8 protein-coding genes are annotated in these 16348 nt (G+C 57.8%); all 8 read right to left on the bottom strand.

Going from position 1 to position 16348, the window contains the following annotated elements; all coding sequences use genetic code 11:
- Window positions 1–190: 190 nt before the first annotated feature.
- Window positions 191–3016 carry an aminomethyl-transferring glycine dehydrogenase gene (gene gcvP / locus BN5935_RS02625; protein WP_064974721.1) on the bottom strand — a complete coding sequence of 942 codons (2826 nt, stop codon included), beginning with the start codon at window positions 3014–3016 and terminating at the stop codon, window positions 191–193.
- Between the two features lie 152 nt (window positions 3017–3168).
- Complete coding sequence (locus BN5935_RS02620) at window positions 3169–4515, bottom strand: YccF domain-containing protein (RefSeq protein WP_082943999.1); 1347 nt, start codon at window positions 4513–4515, stop codon at window positions 3169–3171.
- Between the two features lie 341 nt (window positions 4516–4856).
- A complete protein-coding gene (locus tag BN5935_RS02615) occupies window positions 4857–6527 on the bottom strand; it encodes a nucleoside kinase (protein ID WP_064974720.1) in 1671 nt (556 codons plus the stop codon).
- Window positions 6528–6664: 137 nt separating this feature from the next.
- A complete protein-coding gene (locus BN5935_RS02610) occupies window positions 6665–7498 on the bottom strand; it encodes a rhamnogalacturonan acetylesterase (protein WP_064974719.1) in 834 nt (277 codons plus the stop codon).
- 12 nt (window positions 7499–7510) lie between these two features.
- Entirely contained in the window at window positions 7511–9766 is a 2256-nt protein-coding gene (locus BN5935_RS02605; RefSeq protein WP_162272054.1) for a glycosyl hydrolase, read from the bottom strand.
- Window positions 9767–9794: 28 nt separating this feature from the next.
- Window positions 9795–13118 carry a glycoside hydrolase family 88/105 protein gene (locus tag BN5935_RS15460; protein ID WP_162272053.1) on the bottom strand — a complete coding sequence of 1108 codons (3324 nt, stop codon included), beginning with the start codon at window positions 13116–13118 and terminating at the stop codon, window positions 9795–9797.
- Window positions 13115–14521: a glycoside hydrolase family 28 protein gene (locus BN5935_RS02595; protein ID WP_064974717.1), complete on the bottom strand. Its 1407-nt coding sequence runs from the start codon at window positions 14519–14521 to the stop codon at window positions 13115–13117. Before BN5935_RS02595 ends, BN5935_RS15460 begins: the two co-directional genes overlap by 4 nt.
- A 31-nt stretch (window positions 14522–14552) precedes the next feature.
- Entirely contained in the window at window positions 14553–16343 is a 1791-nt protein-coding gene (locus BN5935_RS02590) for a DUF5123 domain-containing protein (RefSeq protein WP_064974716.1), read from the bottom strand.
- Window positions 16344–16348: the final 5 nt, after the last annotated feature.

Here is a 16348-nt window from a genome sequence, read left to right as displayed (position 1 = left end):
AACCCCTCCCTCGGGAGGGGTCTACGATGCAGAGCATGCTTCGTTTCGTTGAAACGACGACGGGATAAGTATGCAAAGATACGTTCTTCACGACGAGTTGCCAAATAATCGCATGAAATAATTGTGCCGCAGCGAATAAAAACGGCGGCGATGTCGATGTCGCCGCCGTTTTTCATTCCCGATATTGCCGTTACTCGCAGTTGCGGCAGCAGAGGTTGCGGTCGCCGTAGCCGTTGTCGATCTTCGATACATAGGGGAAGAATTTCGACTCGCCGATCCACCGGAGCGGGAACGCCGCCTGCTCGCGCGTGTAGGGGTGCGCCCACTTTCCGGCCAGTTCGCGGGCCGTGTGGGGCGCGTTCGCCACCACGTTGTCCGTCTGGCCGGCGGCCGCCTCGCATTCGCGCTTGATGGCGACGAGCGCCTCGATGAAGCGGTCCATCTCCTCCTTGGGCTCCGACTCCGTGGGCTCGACCATCAGCGTCTCGTGCACGGGGAACGAGAGCGTCGGGGCGTGGAAGCCGTAATCCATCAGGCGGTGGGCGATGTCGCCGCAGTCGATGTTGTAGTCTTTCTTGAAATTCGTCAGGTCGAGGATCATCTCGTGACCCACGCGGCCCGTCTCACCCGAATAATAGGTGCGGTATTCCGAAGCCAGCGCGGCCGACATGTAGTTGGCGTTGACGATGGCCATTTCGGTGGCCTTGCGCAGTCCGTCGGCCCCCAGCATCTTGATGTAGCCATAGGTGATCGGGAACAGCAGCGCCGAGCCCCACGGAGCCGAAGCGACCGCCGTGATGCCCTCGTCGCCGCCCGTGGCCACGATGGGGTGCGAGGGGAGGAATGCCCTGAGGTGCTCTGCGACGCAGATCGGGCCGACGCCCGGACCGCCGCCGCCGTGGGGCATGGCGAAGGTCTTGTGCAGGTTGAGGTGGCAGACGTCGGCTCCGATGTAGCCGGGGTTCGTCAGTCCCACCTGCGCGTTCATGTTGGCTCCGTCCATGTAGACCTGTCCGCCCGCGTCGTGAACGGCGTCCACGATCTCGCGGATGCGGCTCTCGAAGACGCCGTGCGTCGAGGGATAGGTCACCATCAGGCCGCACAGCTCCGACGAATATTCTTTGGCCTTGGCCTCGAGGTCCCCGACGTCGATGTTGCCTTTTTCGTCGCACGCCACCGTCACGATCTTCATGCCCGCCATGGCCGCCGACGCCGGGTTGGTGCCGTGGGCCGAGGCCGGGATCAGCACCACGTTGCGGTAGCCCTGCCCGCGGCTCTGGTGGTAGGCGCGGATCACTATCAGTCCCGAGTACTCGCCCGCGGCGCCCGAGTTGGGCTGGAGCGAGCAGGCCGCGAAGCCGGTGATCGTTGCGAGGTCTTTCTCCAAATCGCTGATCAACTGCATGTAGCCCTCGGCCTGATCCGCCGGGGCGAAGGGGTGCATGTTCTGGAAGCCCGCGAGCGACAACGGCTGCATGAGCGCCGCGGCGTTGAGCTTCATGGTGCAGGAACCTAAAGAGATCATTGAATTGGCCAGCGAGATGTCCCTCAGTTCCAGTTTCTTGATATAGCGCATCAGGGCGCTCTCCGAGCGGTAGGTGTTGAAGACCGGCTCCTCGAGGTAGGCCGACCGGCGGCGCAGGCCGGTTGAAACACAGCTTTCGGTAACGGGCTTTATGGCCTTGGCTTTCTTGCCTTTGGCCGCGGCGAAGATGCCTGCGACGGTCTCGATCTCCGCCGGGGTGGTCACCTCGTCGAACGACATGCGCACCGAACCCTCGGAGGGGTAGTAGAAGTTGATGCCCTGCTCGAGCGCCAGCGACTGCACGACGGCGGCTTCGGCTTCGACCTCCAATGTGTCGAAGAACTCTTTCGACGTCAGACGGTAATCCATCGCTTCCAGTGCACGGGCCACCGTCGCGGCGGCGAAGTGGGCTGTCTCGGCGGCGCGGCGAAGCCCCTCGGGGCCGTTGTAGACGCAGTAGAAGCCCGTCATCGAGGCCATCAGCGCCGAGGCGGTGCAGATGTTCGACGTGGCGCGCTCGCGCTTGATGTGCTGTTCGCGCATCTGGAGCGCCATGCGCAGGGCCTTGTTGCCCAGCCGGTCGACCGAGACGCCGATGATGCGGCCCGGCATGTTGCGCTTGAACGCTTCGCGCGTGGTCATGTAACCCGCGGCGGGACCTCCGAAGCCCATCGGGTTTCCGAGACGCTGCGCCGAACCCACGGCGATGTCGGCGCCCCATTCGCCGGGCGCTTTGAGCAGGGCCAGCGACAGCAGGTCGGCGGCGGCCGTGACGAGCACGCCCCGGGCGTGCGCCGCGGCGGTGAAGTCGGCATAGTCGCGCACCGAGCCGTCGGCGGCCGGGTACTGCACGATCGCGCCGAACTCCCGGCCCGTGAATTCGTATTCGTCGTAGTTGTCGACGATCAGTTCGATGTCGAACGGTTCGCTGCGCGTGAGCAGCACGTCGAGCGTCTGCGGGAAGATGTTGTGGTCGACGAAGAGCTGGTTGCGGCCCTCCTTGACGGCTTCGCGCGAGCGCAGCGAAAACATCATTGCCATCGCTTCGGCGGCGGCGGTGCCCTCGTCGAGCAGCGAGCAGTTGCCGATCTCCATGCCCGTGAGCGAGATGACGGCGGTCTGGAAATTGAGCAGCGCCTCGAGGCGGCCCTGCGAAATCTCGGCCTGATAGGGGGTGTAGGAGGTGTACCACGCGGGGTTCTCGAAGACGTTGCGCGCAACGACGGCCGGAACGGCCGAAGGGTAGTATCCCATGCCGATGAACGAACGCAGGGGGTGGTTGCGCTCGGCCAAGTCGCGGATGTGGGCGGCGAACTCGTATTCGCTCATCCCCTCGGCGGGCAGGGCCAGCGGTTTCTTGAGGCGGATGGACTGCGGGATGACCTGCGCGATGAGCTCGTCGGTCGATTTCACGCCGATCACGTCGAGCATGGCTTTCAGGTCTTTTTCGTTGCTGACGCCGATATGGCGTTCGGAAAACTTGTCGAACATACGAATATGGAGGGATTAAGTTACGATGTTTTAGCTTTCGGGGGCTTTATCCGTACAAATGTAAGACAAACGAAGCGGACGTGCAAAAAAATCCGCCGAAACTTTTCGGCAGAAAAAGACGTACGGCTCTGTGTGTGGGGCTAATATTGAAATCAGTTGCACCGGAGCAGCCCCTGCCGGCCCGCTTCATTGCCTTGCTCGGCAGCTTTTTGATACCAGATCCGTGCCTCCGCGAGGTCTTTTGTGATACCTTTTCCTTTTTCGTAGCATTCCGCCAGATTTATTTGCGCCGTGGCAAGCCCGGTCTCCGCAGCCATTCTGTAATATTTAACGGCTTTGCGCATGCTGCTTGAAACACCGTCTCCTTGTTCATAACAGATTCCCATCGTATTCTGGGCTTCCGGACATCCCTTTTTTGCAGCTTGGAGGTACCATTTTACTGCTTGTTTCATATCGTATGGGACTCCGTTGCCATAAGCATAGCAACGGCCTCGTTCATAACATTCGTATGCGTTTTTCGAGTAGAGTCCCTCTTGATAATTTTTGTAAACCGGGTAACTATAATACCCTATCAATACCAGAATGGCAACGGTTGCAAAGACATATGGCCGCTGTTTCTTCCATGCTGCGGTGCGTCGCTCGGCGGCCTCCTTTTCCTCCTGCTCGCGCTGGAGGCGCGCCAGTTCGGCTTCACGCTCCTGTCGTTCCCTGACGATGCGACGACGCTCGGCATCGACCTTCTGGCAGCAATAGAGCACCTCGTCGGAGTACATCTGCGGGTTGGCGAGCACCTCGCGCAGCCCTGCATCGTCGTACGCCTCGATTTTGGGCATCAATGCGGCTCCCTTGCTGCGGATCTCCAGCTCCCGGCGACAGTCGTCGACCAGCGAAGCCCGGTACATCGCGGCGTCGGAGACGATTTCGTGCAGTTTTTCGTCGTCGTACTGCCGCACCTCGGGCATCGGGGGAAGCGTTTCGCCGGGGTCCTCCGTGAAATGACGCTCCGCCGGATGCGTCTCCGGTTCTCCGGTTTCGCCCTTGTAGCGTCGGACGGTGTCGCCGGCCTTGATGCGCGCGATCTCGTCGGCCACGGCCTTCGGAACGCACACTTTGTCAACGGGCATGAAGATCGCGGGCAGAGCCTTGAACCAGACGATGCCGCACGGGATGCCGATGATGCTCAGAAATTCCCCGATCATGGCGAACAGCGCTCCTGCGGCGGCGATCAGTCCGAAAGGGAAATAGAGGATCGTGATGACGGTCGAAAAAGCCGCGGCGGCCGTGCTGCGCTCCTCGGGCCGCACCAGCCCGAGCTCCTTGCGGGTGACCAGTGCCGAAGAAAAGGGCGTGAGCAGGAACCGTGCGATCTGGAAAAATCCGAGCCCCACGGGATAGAGCACCACCGTGCAGCACAGAATTGCACCGAACAACGCGTAAAAAAACGCGAACAGGAATCCGAAGAATGGAAAATGCCAGAGAATGTTCAAACAACCGTTCATATTTATTTAATTTAAAGGGTTAGTCTTTCGCGGGCATACAAAAAAGCGTGAACAAATTTCCGAGTTCATCACCGAGGTATTGGACTGACCCACCAGATAGAACTACGGATTATGCTCACGCCGGAAAACGGCGAGAACACCAACCTTTGTTCCTTATCTGGTTCGAAAGTGTCCAATTTTCGGTGATAAGAAAAAAGCCGATGCGCTTTTATTTCTATGTCGGCGGCCCTCGCAGACCGCGTGTTGCAAAGATAGGGAAATCAATCCGAAATCGCGCGGCGATCCGGATAAAAAATCGGGCCCCGGCGAACAATCGTGCCGAGGCCCGTTCCGTGCGGGGGTCAGTACTTAAAACTGCTGCCGCCGATGAACTCGCGGAGGATCGACGTGGGCGGGATTTCGTCGGGCGGGATGGGGATGAAGTTGTCGAGGAACTTGAGCATCCGCCGCGCCTCGTCGTACTCGGGAACCGTGTCGGGGACCTCGCGCAGGATCTTCTCGGCGAAGGGCCGCAGCACCGAAATCTCGTAGAACAGCGACGAATTGAGCATCACGTCGGCATTCTCCTGATAGGGGAAGATGTGTTTTTCCTCGCCGCGGCGCACCGAGGCCCAGCGCGAAAGCGTCGAGAGGGCGTCGGCGCCCCGCTGCCGGTAGTCGCGCGTCAGGCGGCGCAGCAGGCGGTTGTCGGTCGTGGCGATGCGCGAGAGGTTGTCCATCGCCACCGACGTGAAGCACGAGATGTAGATGCGGAACTTCTGCGAGTCGGGGATCGAGGGCGTCAGCCGCGGGTTCAGACCGTGGATGCCCTCGATGATGAGGATCGAACGCTCGTCGAGCGTCAGCGGGTTGTCGTGCTGCATGCGGCGACCCGTGATGAAGTCGTAGCGCGGGATGTCGACGCTCTCGCCGCGGGTCAGGCGCCGCAGGTGGTCGTTGAACAGTTCGAGGTCGATGGCCTCGAGCGCCTCGTAGTCGTAGTCGCCGTTCTCGTCGAGCGGAGTCTTCTCGCGGTCGACGAAGTAGTCGTCGAGCGAGATCATCACCGGGCGCAGTCCCAGTACGCCGAGCTGGATGCCCAGCCGCTTGGCCGAGGTGGTCTTGCCGCTCGACGAGGGGCCCGAGATGAGCACCATGCGGATGCCGCGGCTGACGACGGCGTCGTAGATGGTGTCGGCGACCCACGCGAACTTGCGTTCGTGGAACGCCTCGGCGAGTTTGATCATGCCCCCGGCGTCGCCCGCGAGGGTGCGGGCGTTGACCGCGCCGATCGTCGGCACGCCCATTAGCGCGACCCACGACTGGTACTCCTGAAAGATGCCGAACATCTTCTCCTGCTGGACGTTCCTGTGGAGCGTATCGGGGGCCGTGCGCAGCGGCAGGGCGAGGTAGAAGCCGTTGTAGTAGGGCTGGATGTCGAACAGCGTGACGTAACCCGTCGAGGGGGCCAGCGAGCCGTAGAAATAGCCCACCGTGTCGCCGAGCGTGTAGAGCTGGCTGTAGAGCCGCGGGCGGGTGTCCAGCAGGGCCACCTTGTCGGTGAAGCCCTCCTCGGCATAGCGCGCACGGACCTCGGTCGTGAGCATCCGCTCGCGCGTGATGGGCAGGTTGCGCACGGCCAGTTCGCGCATGCGGCTTTGCAGCCGGGCGGCATCGTCGGCGGTGAATTCGTCGATGCCCTCGATCTCGCAGTAGAAACCGCTCTGGCCCATCGAGTGGCGGATGTGGAGCGTCTGCCCGGGGTAGAGGTCCCGGACCGCTTTTTGCAGCAGGAACCACGCGGTGCGCTGGTAGACGCGGATGCCGGCGAACGAGGTGATGTCGACGAAACGGATCGTAACGGGGGCGTATATCTTGTAGTTGAGCTCCTTGAGGCGGTTGTTGACAAAGGCGGCGAGGAACGGGTAGCGTCCGGGCGTCAGGCGTTTGGCGACCTCCGACAGCGGAGTTCCCATCGGGACGTCGACCTCGGTGCCGAGGTTTTCACAGATGACTTTGATGATGTCTGGCATAAGAATTTGCGTTTTGTGTGGACCGTGTAAAGATAGTATTTTCCTGGGATTTCGGAAAATGCAGTGGAGGATATGAAAAAAATATGCCCGAAACAGAGATAATCGGTTTCGGGCACAATGGATGACTGGCAATGCGGCTATTCGGCGTAGATTTGGGTGACGATTTCGGCTACTTTCGAGAAAGCCGGGTCTTCGGATCCCATTTTTTCGAGGTCTTTAAGTCGCGAAGTCATTTCGGGATGAAGTTTGATAAATTCCCGGGCAGCCATGGCCGCCACAACGCGTGCCCCCAAGATATTCAGGTGGGTGTTGTCGCGGTTACCTTTGGGGAACATCTCCCATGTCCCCGGTTCTACCCACATGAAGAATTTCTTGCTCTCTTCGGGCGGGCAAGAGAGGATCATCTTGCGTGTCAGAGTGTTCAGATCGATGACGGGGACTCCTGTTTTTTGGCTTACTTCGGCATATTTTTCAATGTATCCCGTATGGGTATGGCGCAGTGTGACGCCGTCCCGGTCGAATACCCTGCGTTCAATCGGGGTCAGCAAGATGGGAATACCCCCTTTTTCTTGGGTTTCATGGATGAACCGTTCGAGGTTGGCAGCGAATATTTCCGGCGTGGTGTGGCGTACGGAATCGGGCTTGGGATCATTGTGCCCAAACTGGATGAACACGAAGTCTCCAGGCTGTAGGTTCTGCATGATAGGGGCCCAGCGGTCCTTGCGCGGCTGGCGGAAGCTTTTGGAACTTTGCCCCGGGCTGGCCCAGTTCTCGACCCGGATGCCGTCGAAGCATTCGTGGAACATCTGTCCCCATCCCCGGGCGGGGCTTTTGATGGCATCTTTGCCGTCGGCCATTGTGGAGTCCCCGGCCATGTAGAATACAGGTGCCTTTTTACCGCCGGCGGTTAGTGCCAACGTTGTGACGCTGGCCAGCATCAGCATCGATACGAATTTCAGTGTTTTTTTCATGGTTTTGTGTTTTTAGTGGTTGTCGAATACGATAAAGCAACTGGTGACGGGATCGAGCCGCAGGTCTGTTTCGTACCTGCCGCTGTTCTTGCGGACTCTCAGATGGCTGATCTGTCCCGTGTGTGGGTCCCACAGACGGGGATTGCGCCCCAATTCCGCGTTGAAGCTCAGGTGTGCCGTGAGTGGATAGTCGGTCGTGTTGGGGAGGAAAAAAAATTCCCGGTCTTCCTTGCTTTTATGGATGTAGTTGTAGCAATAGTCTGTGTCGAGAAATTCTGCGGGGCACTCTTCCTGTCCGGGAACGGGCTGCCCGAGAGGTTTGACTCCCGTAATGCGCAGTTCTCGTTCTGGGAACCGTTCGTCGAGCAACGCTGTCAGGTTCTTGGTTGTAGGGTCTTTCTCGAAGAGCAGACGGCCTTCTTGGGTCATTTTTTTTACGAGAGTTTTGAGCGTATTGTCTTTGCCTTGTTCGGCCGATTTTTCGGGTAGGTTGCCCAACGCTACGACGATGCCGCCCTGTGCAGCGAAACGGTCGAGTTTTTCCAGATTGCTCAGGTGCATTGTGCGACAGTAGGGCAGGAAGACGATCCGATAGTTCTCCCGGTTGAGACGGCTGTTCATTTTTAGCAGGCCGTTTTCGATCGTGCACTTTTCGTCCAGCACCTCGGGATGCAGCAGCGTGTAATCGGTGCGGACTCCGCTGGTGAGCATCTTTAGGACATTGTAATAACCGTTACCGTGTATGTGCTCGCGGCCGTTGGTCGAAGCGTAGCTGGTGAAATCGTAGCGCGATGCCAGATCGGCGATGGGATAGAGTACGCCGATCTCCGCCACATGGGCACTACCTTGAAGGATAGTTTCGCAGCGGCCCGTCCATTTGTTGTAGGCTTTCAGACTCCCTTTGAACAGCGGATTGCGCCAGGAAATTTCGGGAGGGATGATGACGTTTTCAGTATCGTACCAAGTGCCGTGGGGCAGTAAAGAGTTGATGCCGCGGCTGTACATATCCATTCCTGCTCGGTAGAGCATGTTCATGTCCGTGTTTTCATAGGGCTTGAAACTACCGTATATCTCACAGATAAGCATCTCCTTGTCATAGTTCCATGCTCCCGATGCGGGGACTTTGAACCCTTCGATGCCGTGGCGGAACCCGTGGATGTAGTCCGTCAGCGGAATATCCTGGTATTTGTAGAATTTCACGCCGTCACCCTGACATTGTAGTGGATTGGGGCGGTAGGTCCCGCCCGGGTGTCCGGCGCACCGGATGCCGTGTGCCCGTGCCCACTCTGAAATCACTTTCGGATAACCTTCGATGAACAGATCGTTGCGCAGTCCGAACAACTGGACCCGGCAGGCCTCCGTTGAAGGGCCAACGCTTTCGAAAAGGGCAGGGTAGATGCCTTCGGGACTGTATCCGTATTTGTGTTCAAACTTCTCGTTGAAATCGTCCGTCCAGATGCGGAATCCCGGGGCTTGGAAGAAGGCCAGGTCATCGTAGAAGGTTTTTTTGATCGTCGAACCGAAATAATCGCTGAAACGTTCGTAGTAGCGTTCGTAGGTTAGTTTCAGCATTTTTTTTACCGATTCCGGGTTGAGAAAGTCGACCGTAATGTTGCGGTCGTCCACAACACAGAAGAAGAACTGTATGCGCCAGATGCCTTCTGGCAGGTCGAGGTGTGCCTGCAGGTTCTCTTCATCCGGTTGCAGGCGCACCTGTTGTGTGACGACCTGCTGTGAAGAGAATTGCACGTCGGCGTTCACCGAACGGGAGATTACGGCACTCATCAGTTTGCCTTTCGGAACAGAGACCGAAACCTCACGGCCGCCCGAAAGGGTCGTTTCGACCCGTACCAGATATTTCAGCATATCGTCCGGATGGAGTTTTTTCATCTGACCGCCTGCCGTGCCCGAGGGGTAGTCGCAGTCATCATAAAGAATCAGCTCCATGTCGCGCTTTTTCAGTTCCGACAGCATGCTACCGTATAGATCGAAGTAGGCATCGGTCAGGTATTCCGGTTTTGTAGCCGGTTTGCGGCGCGACATGGGTAACGGTGAAATGCCGCTGAACCCATTTTCTTGAAGCAGGGCGATGTGATGTGCTAACGTGTCGGCATTCAGCGGCCCGTTAAGCCAGTACAAAGTTACGGTCCCGCGTTTCGAGCCGGGGGCTGCAAACTCTTTTTCCAGGGTTTGCGCTTGGAGCCCTTCCCAGAACAGACTGGCCAGCAGAAATGTCGTCAGCAGTTGTTTTCCGATTCGAATAGTCATAAATGTAAAGTTTTTGTTTTCGTTATCCTCATTCCATTGTTTGGAGGTTTTCCCAGCGTACGTTCCAGCTTCCGTCCTGCGGGAAGCCTGGGTTCGGGATCTCCGGGGCACCATTCCATCCCGTACACATCATGGCAACAGCTGTGAGGAGCCCTCCGTTGCCGGGCAGATAGACCCGCAACCGTTGGTCGCGGCAGTTGTGGCCGCTGATCAAATAGGTGTTGGCCGGCTGGTCGAGCAACAACGCATCAACTGCCTCGCGGCGTTTGCCGAGCCTCGCGGCGGTCATGGCCGTCATCGGGAAATCCCATCCCCATGTCTTTTCCCAGTGCCAATTTTTCCATACCCAGTCGAACGTGGCGGCCATGGTCCCGGGATCGACTAGGGGGCATTGCGGCAGGACACCCAGCGCCCCGAGTGCGGCCATGTGGTCGGATGTGTTGCGGATGTCTTCGAAGCTGTCCGGATGACTTTCGGCCGCAACATAGAGGCCGTTGACCGCTGCCAGTGGCGAAAGTTTGGTCAGCAACTTATCCCAGCGGGCATCCCGGGGGTGTCCGCACCGCTCCCGCCAGCGTTGGGCGACTTCCAAACCGTAATGCCAGTAAGCAAGTTCGAACGGAGGATTGTAGGTAATTGCGGGACGCAGGGCTGCAGTTTCCTGGGCCGGGATGATGCCGCGCAGTTCGTAACGGTTGTGAAGTTTGTTGTAGCTGGCGAACGAGTACATGAATTCGGCCGTGGCAGCGACGTATTCCGCATATTTATCTAACGTGGCGGCCGTAGGGGCGGCCCGGTACATCAGTTCGGCGAAATAAATGAAGTGGGGTTGCTGCCAGATCAGGAACGACCCGATGTCTGACGGAGCTTCCCCGGCTTGTGGATCCGTCATCTTCATCCACCGGATACCGTCGTAGTGTTGTCTTCGGGCGATGCTGCGGGCTTTGGGAGCTGCCGTTGTCCGATACCATTCGAGTGTGCTTTCCAGTAGGGCTGGGCGATTCCAGAGGACGAAATGAACCCCGTGCCACCAATGCATCTCCAAATGCGGGCGTCCGAACCATGTGTTGTAGGTAAGCCCCGATTCCGCCGGGGGATACAGTCCGGTGCATTGGATGGCCGTGAGGTATTGTGAGAGTACGACCCGGCGTTCCAGTTCTGCGGCCCGGGGATCGGTGCAGGCAGAGAAATCGATGGCGGCGCCGCTTTTCCAGAATGCTTCCCAATGGTGTGCGGAGGCTTTACATATCGTATTCCATGATTCGGGATCGGTACGGACCGGTTTCGCAGGTAGAAACGAGCAGGTGAATGAAAAACTGCGTGTGCTGCCTTGCGGTGTCAGTGTGAAGTAATGGCGCTCCTTTTCGCGGAACAACGCATTTCCGGTCCAGATTACCTCCACATAATAGGTCGTCGTATCCAGTGTGTGGCGAAGCAACGCTCGCCCTTGGGTGAGTTCGATGACTTCGGAGAGGTGCTTTTCCGGGCTGTTCCAGTCGCAGGCGTCGTCCGAATGACCGCCCGTGGGATAGGGAAGACGGATATTGATGCCGACACATCCCTTCGTTCCGGAGGTGGAAACGCTGGCTCCGATTTTGTCCTGCGAAGGCGAACAGCAGGTTTCGACCGAGATGCGTTTGCCGTTCCATTCGAAGCTGCTGCTCAATACGCCCTCCCAAAGGTGCAATTGCTGACGGATGTCGGTGAGCTGTTCCGGAATGGCTTTGGTGCCGTCGGGATTAAGCAGTTCCAGCCCTACGATTCCCAGATGCAGTCGGTGGGGATTGATGCGGAACCATCCCGCGGCTCCTTTTTTGCGGCGGTCGGTGAACGATTGGATGGCGTAGGATGCCGTGCGTTCGAATAATGTCGTGTCGGCCAAGGTTTCGTCGTGGGTGTATTTTTCGGGGTTAGGGAATGAGTGCCATCCCCATTCCGACTGGGTACCCAGCGGTACTCCGGTAGCATAGGTTTCCGGGAAGGTTTGCAGACCCGTGGCGTCGGCTGTAAAGGCGAACCGTCCGTTGCCCACCGAAAGCGAATTGAGCGGTTCGATGCGGGTGACAACCGGATCATGGCGAGTGACGAGGGCCCGGCGGTCTATCGGGGTGTTGTCTTTCCGAGGGGCGCCGGAAAGTTCCGCTTCGAGAGCGGCCTTGATGAATGGTCCCACTCCTTTGGGGTCGTTGTCAATCACCTTTTCTCCGATGTAGTAGGCGAATGAACCGTCGCGGCCTCCGTGTCCGCCCAGCCCGGCTACGGCACAACACTTTTCAAGCGATATCGTGCCGTTGGCGTCGACGCGGATCAATTGTCCGACGATGCCTGCGAACCCCTTATTGGCGACTTCGAGGTATTTGTGGGGTAGGTAGCCTTTTCGGACAGCTTTGTAAAGCGAGTAGCAGAACATGGCGCTGCATGTCGCTTCCAGATAGTTGCCCGGACGGTTCGGACATTCCATGACCTGATACCACAATCCGGAATGCGGGTCCTGATGAGCGGCGATGCCGCGGGCGACGCGCTGCACGAGCCGGACGACGGAGTCCCGGGCGGGGTAGGTGTGGGGCAGGAAGTCCAATACGTCGACCAGAGCCATGGAGTACCATCCGAGGGCACGGCCCCATGTGTGGGAGGATTGTCCCGTTGTGGAAGCGGCCCACACCTGCAAGCGGGATTCGTCCCATGCATGGCGGAAAAGCCCCGTGGCGGAATCATAGGTGTGTGCTGCCGCCAGCGACAGTTGCCGGACGACGTCGTCGTAGCAGGGAACTGGGTCAGCAACGAAGCGGGAGGCGTATTCGGCCAGAAAGGGCGAGGCCATGTAGATCCCGTCAAGCCACATCTGGTGTGGGTAGATTTTCTTGTGCCAGAATCCGCCTTCGGCAGTTCGGGGCTGCTCCTGCAACTGTTTCCAAAGCGTGTCGAGTGCCTGCCGGTATTTTCGTGCTCCTGTCCGGTCATAGGCCCGGAAGAGCAGCTTTCCCGAATTAATCTGGTCGAGGTTGTAGTCGGTGAGCCGGTAGGTGGCGATTCTGCCTGTGTTGCCGACGATCGTGTCTGCGTAGGAGAGGGCATAGTCCTTCATGGAGTCGATGTCGTAGCGTTCTCCCGTTTCCAGAATGGCTCCCAGTTCCAATCCCATTGTATAACTCCATTTGGGGGTGCGCGAAAAGTCGATCATCCAGGCCTGCGGACTCCTTGTCATTTCCGAACGGGACATAGCCTCCGACCAAGGGATGGTCCGGTCTCCGACATGGAGGCCGTCGGGGCGTTTCTCCGGAAGTGGGTTCCCGGCGTGGGCTGTCACTCCGAGGAGGAGGTACAGCGAAAGCGAGCTGATGTATTTTTTCATGGCAGTTCTGTACATTGTATACCGTTTATGAATGTATCGGAGAACCTGATGTCCCGGGCCTGACCACTCAGAAAATTACCTCGTTCGATGCCGTTGAAACGACAGCCCGTCAGATGGATATCCGATACGTTTGCGGAGTTTTCAAGAGCCGTGACCATTACGCCGTAACGACTTTTTTCGCAGGTGACGTTCTCCAAAAAGATGTTTCTTACGATAGGGTCGGCTTTCGCGGCGCATTGCTCGCCCGGTTCGTACACCAGATTGATTTTGAGGACGGCCTCGACGCATGTTCCCGCGTGGACATTGCGAATATATACGTTTTCGGTCACGCCGCCGCGGCAGTTGCTGGTCTTGATGCGGATCACTCGTTGGAGCTGAGGACTGTCCATCTCGCAGTTTTCCACGAAGAGATTCCGACATCCTCCTGATATCTCGCTGCCGATCACTACGCCGCCGTGCCCGTCCCGCATGATGCAGTTTCGGATGATGATGTTCTCGCTGGGAACATTCCACCGCCGTCCGTCGTTGTTACGCCCGGATTTGATGGCGATGCAGTCGTCACCCGTGTCGAAATAGCACCCTTCGATCAGCATGTCCCGACAGGATTCGGGATCGCATCCGTCGCCGTTTGGGCCGTTGTTCTCGAAATGGACGCCGCGCACGATCACATTGCGACAGAGCAGCGGGTGGAAACTCCAGAAAGGAGAACGCAACAGCGTGACATTTTCGACAAGTATGTTTTCGCACTCATAGAAGTTGAGCAGTGTGGTCCGCATGCCGTAGCCGTCGCCCAGCCGCCGTTCTTCGACTGGAACGCGGCGTTCGTTCCAGTCGAAGAGCACGGGACGCCCGATCTTTTGGGAAACGATTCCCTCCTTCCAACCATAGCGAGGACTGCCGTTCATGCTCCACCAGTCGTTGACAGTCGCACCACCGTCGATCACGCCGCGGCCCGTGATGGCGATGTTTTTCTGACCGCGGGCATAGATCATCGGTTGGTAATTGTAGCACTCGACGCCCTCCCAGCGGGTTTCTGCCAGGGGATAGTGTTGCAGGTCAGAGGTGAACAACAGTACGGCCCGTTCGTCCAGATGCAGGTCGACACCGCTTTTCAACGTAATGGGTCCCGTGTGCCAGACTCCGGCTGGGATGATCACCCGTCCGCCGCCTTCGGTGCTGCACCGTTCGATTGCTCGGTTAATCGCCGGGTGGTTGAGTACGGTATCCCGGTCGGGCACGGCTCCGAAGTCGAGGATGTTGTAATCGGCCCGGCGGAAAACTGGGGGGTGAATGCGTTTTTCGATCTGCGGATAGACCGTTTCCCATGCGGATGCCGGGGAATTGCCGCGGCATCCTGCGAGGAACAGGTTCGGAAGCAGTAAAAACAGAATCGCTAGTCTCATTTCTCGTAATTGCAATTTATTCGCTTGTTGTTTATTTGATCCAGCGAGGATCGCCGATCTTTTGAGTGTAAACCGTGGAGCTTTTGTCCATGATCGTGAAATCACCGTTGTCCGGATCGGTGAACAGTTCCGTGGAGGAGAGCCCTGTGGACATCAGGTTGTCGATATGGCCTTTCAGGTTTTGGGTGACGGAGCCGTTGCCGTTGTTCCCGGCCGAATCGGTCGTGTAGTAGTTTGATTCGTGGACGAACGCACCGTTGTTGCTCGCGTGCAGGCGCACGATGCCCGCGATCTGGTTGGCGAAAAGGCATCTGCTGACGGTCACGTTCAGGTTTCGGGAAAAACTCTGTAGATCGATCAGCGGAAATCCACTGCCTCTGGTCGGGGTACTCGTTGACAGCGAGGCATAGTAGTAGAAAGTGCAGTTCTCGATCCGGATCGAACCGTTCTCGGTGACTACGTTTGCCGTTGGGCGATGGAATAGTCCGCGCAGAACTGGATTGCCGTAGAAGGTGGAGTTAGTGATGGTGACGTCGTTGAAGATGTCGCTCCCTGCCGCGGAACCCTGGAACAGACCGAAGGCCGCACCGGTCGGTGATGAGGTGCAGACACATCCGTCTATGGTAAATTTTCCTATGCGGGTGATGGCTCCGCCACTGTTGGCATTGTTGGCCAGCCATAAACTGCCCGGTAGGTCAATGTCGCTGTTACGGATAGTGAGTTCACCGATGGTAAGGTTAGCACTGCGGGCCGCAATATTGAAAAAGTAACTGCTTTTGTTGGCCGGAAAATCGCCGGAGATATACTCCTTGATGTTCACGCCGTTGATCTCGATCTTGTCGATGGTAGTTTCGGCAGCCGGGAAATCCCATTTGCCGGTTTTTATATAGAGTGTGGGACGCTCGCCGGGTTCGGCGACGAAAGTGATGCTTTTGGTAATCTTCGGGCTGGCGAAAACCTTGCCCGCTATCGGTTTCAAGGCCGAAGTTTCGGGGTCCCGTTCCATGTTTTCGATATCCATCATATAATAGTCGGCCCCAGCTGTCAGGTAGAAAGTGACGGCGTCGGAGGTGTTGTCCGACATTGCTTCCAAAATCATGGCGTAGAGGTCGTCATGTTGTTCGACCGAAACGGCACCGTCGGGGGCCCCGGCAGTCTTGAAGATGCGGGTGTTGTAGTGCTGGTTGCCTTCGGGTGCCTGCATGTTGTAAAGCGTCACCGAATAGGAGGTGTTCCGTTCGAGTTCTTCGATGCGGATGCTGCCTGCGAGGCTTTGTTCCGGCGTGAGATCGATGGTGTGGATCGTTCCTCCGTTGTCAGTACGGGTGAGAATCAGCCGGTCGACGGGGAATTTTTCGAGCATATTCGTATTCCAGCGGACAGTGACGGCCTTCATCTCGATATCTTCGCCGGCTACTTCGTAGAGCAGGTTGGGGATTTCACGTGCCAGAGTGGTTACCTTGTCGGCGACCGACCATTTCGATTCGCCCGTCGCGGCGTTTGCCGGGACTGCTTTTACGCGTGCCCAGTAATCCGTTTTATAGGAGAGTCCGGTGAACGTGTAGTTCGCGTCGCGGGTCTCTCCGGAAGCAACGATTTGGGAGAAGTCCGCATGGTCGCTTAGTTCGATTGCGTAAGAGGTGGTATAGGCAGTTTTACGCCACATGTATTTGATCGAGGTTCCCTGAATGTCATAGGAATTGGGCAGGAACTCCGGCATGAAGAGGCGGGAAAGCCCCTTGTCATCCTCGTCGCTGCATGCGGTGAACAGGCTTGCAACAAAAGTGCAGGCGAGTGCCGCGTATATCAGTGTCTTTTTCATTGGTT

It is taken from the genome of Alistipes provencensis (assembly GCF_900083545.1).
GTDB lineage: Bacteria > Bacteroidota > Bacteroidia > Bacteroidales > Rikenellaceae > Alistipes > Alistipes provencensis.
This window is presented reverse-complemented; position numbering and strand designations above follow the sequence as displayed.

Coding starts and splice junctions, on each gene's coding strand:
- BN5935_RS02615 (WP_064974720.1), bottom strand. CDS start 6,527: ATGCCAGACATCATCAAAGTCATCTGTGAAAACCTCGGCACCGAGGTC.
- BN5935_RS02605 (WP_162272054.1), bottom strand. CDS start 9,766: ATGACTATTCGAATCGGAAAACAACTGCTGACGACATTTCTGCTGGCC.
- BN5935_RS15460 (WP_162272053.1), bottom strand. CDS start 13,118: ATGAAAAAATACATCAGCTCGCTTTCGCTGTACCTCCTCCTCGGAGTG.
- gcvP (WP_064974721.1), bottom strand. CDS start 3,016: ATGTTCGACAAGTTTTCCGAACGCCATATCGGCGTCAGCAACGAAAAA.
- BN5935_RS02590 (WP_064974716.1), bottom strand. CDS start 16,343: ATGAAAAAGACACTGATATACGCGGCACTCGCCTGCACTTTTGTTGCA.
- BN5935_RS02610 (WP_064974719.1), bottom strand. CDS start 7,498: ATGAAAAAAACACTGAAATTCGTATCGATGCTGATGCTGGCCAGCGTC.
- BN5935_RS02595 (WP_064974717.1), bottom strand. CDS start 14,521: ATGAGACTAGCGATTCTGTTTTTACTGCTTCCGAACCTGTTCCTCGCA.
- BN5935_RS02620 (WP_082943999.1), bottom strand. CDS start 4,515: ATGAACGGTTGTTTGAACATTCTCTGGCATTTTCCATTCTTCGGATTC.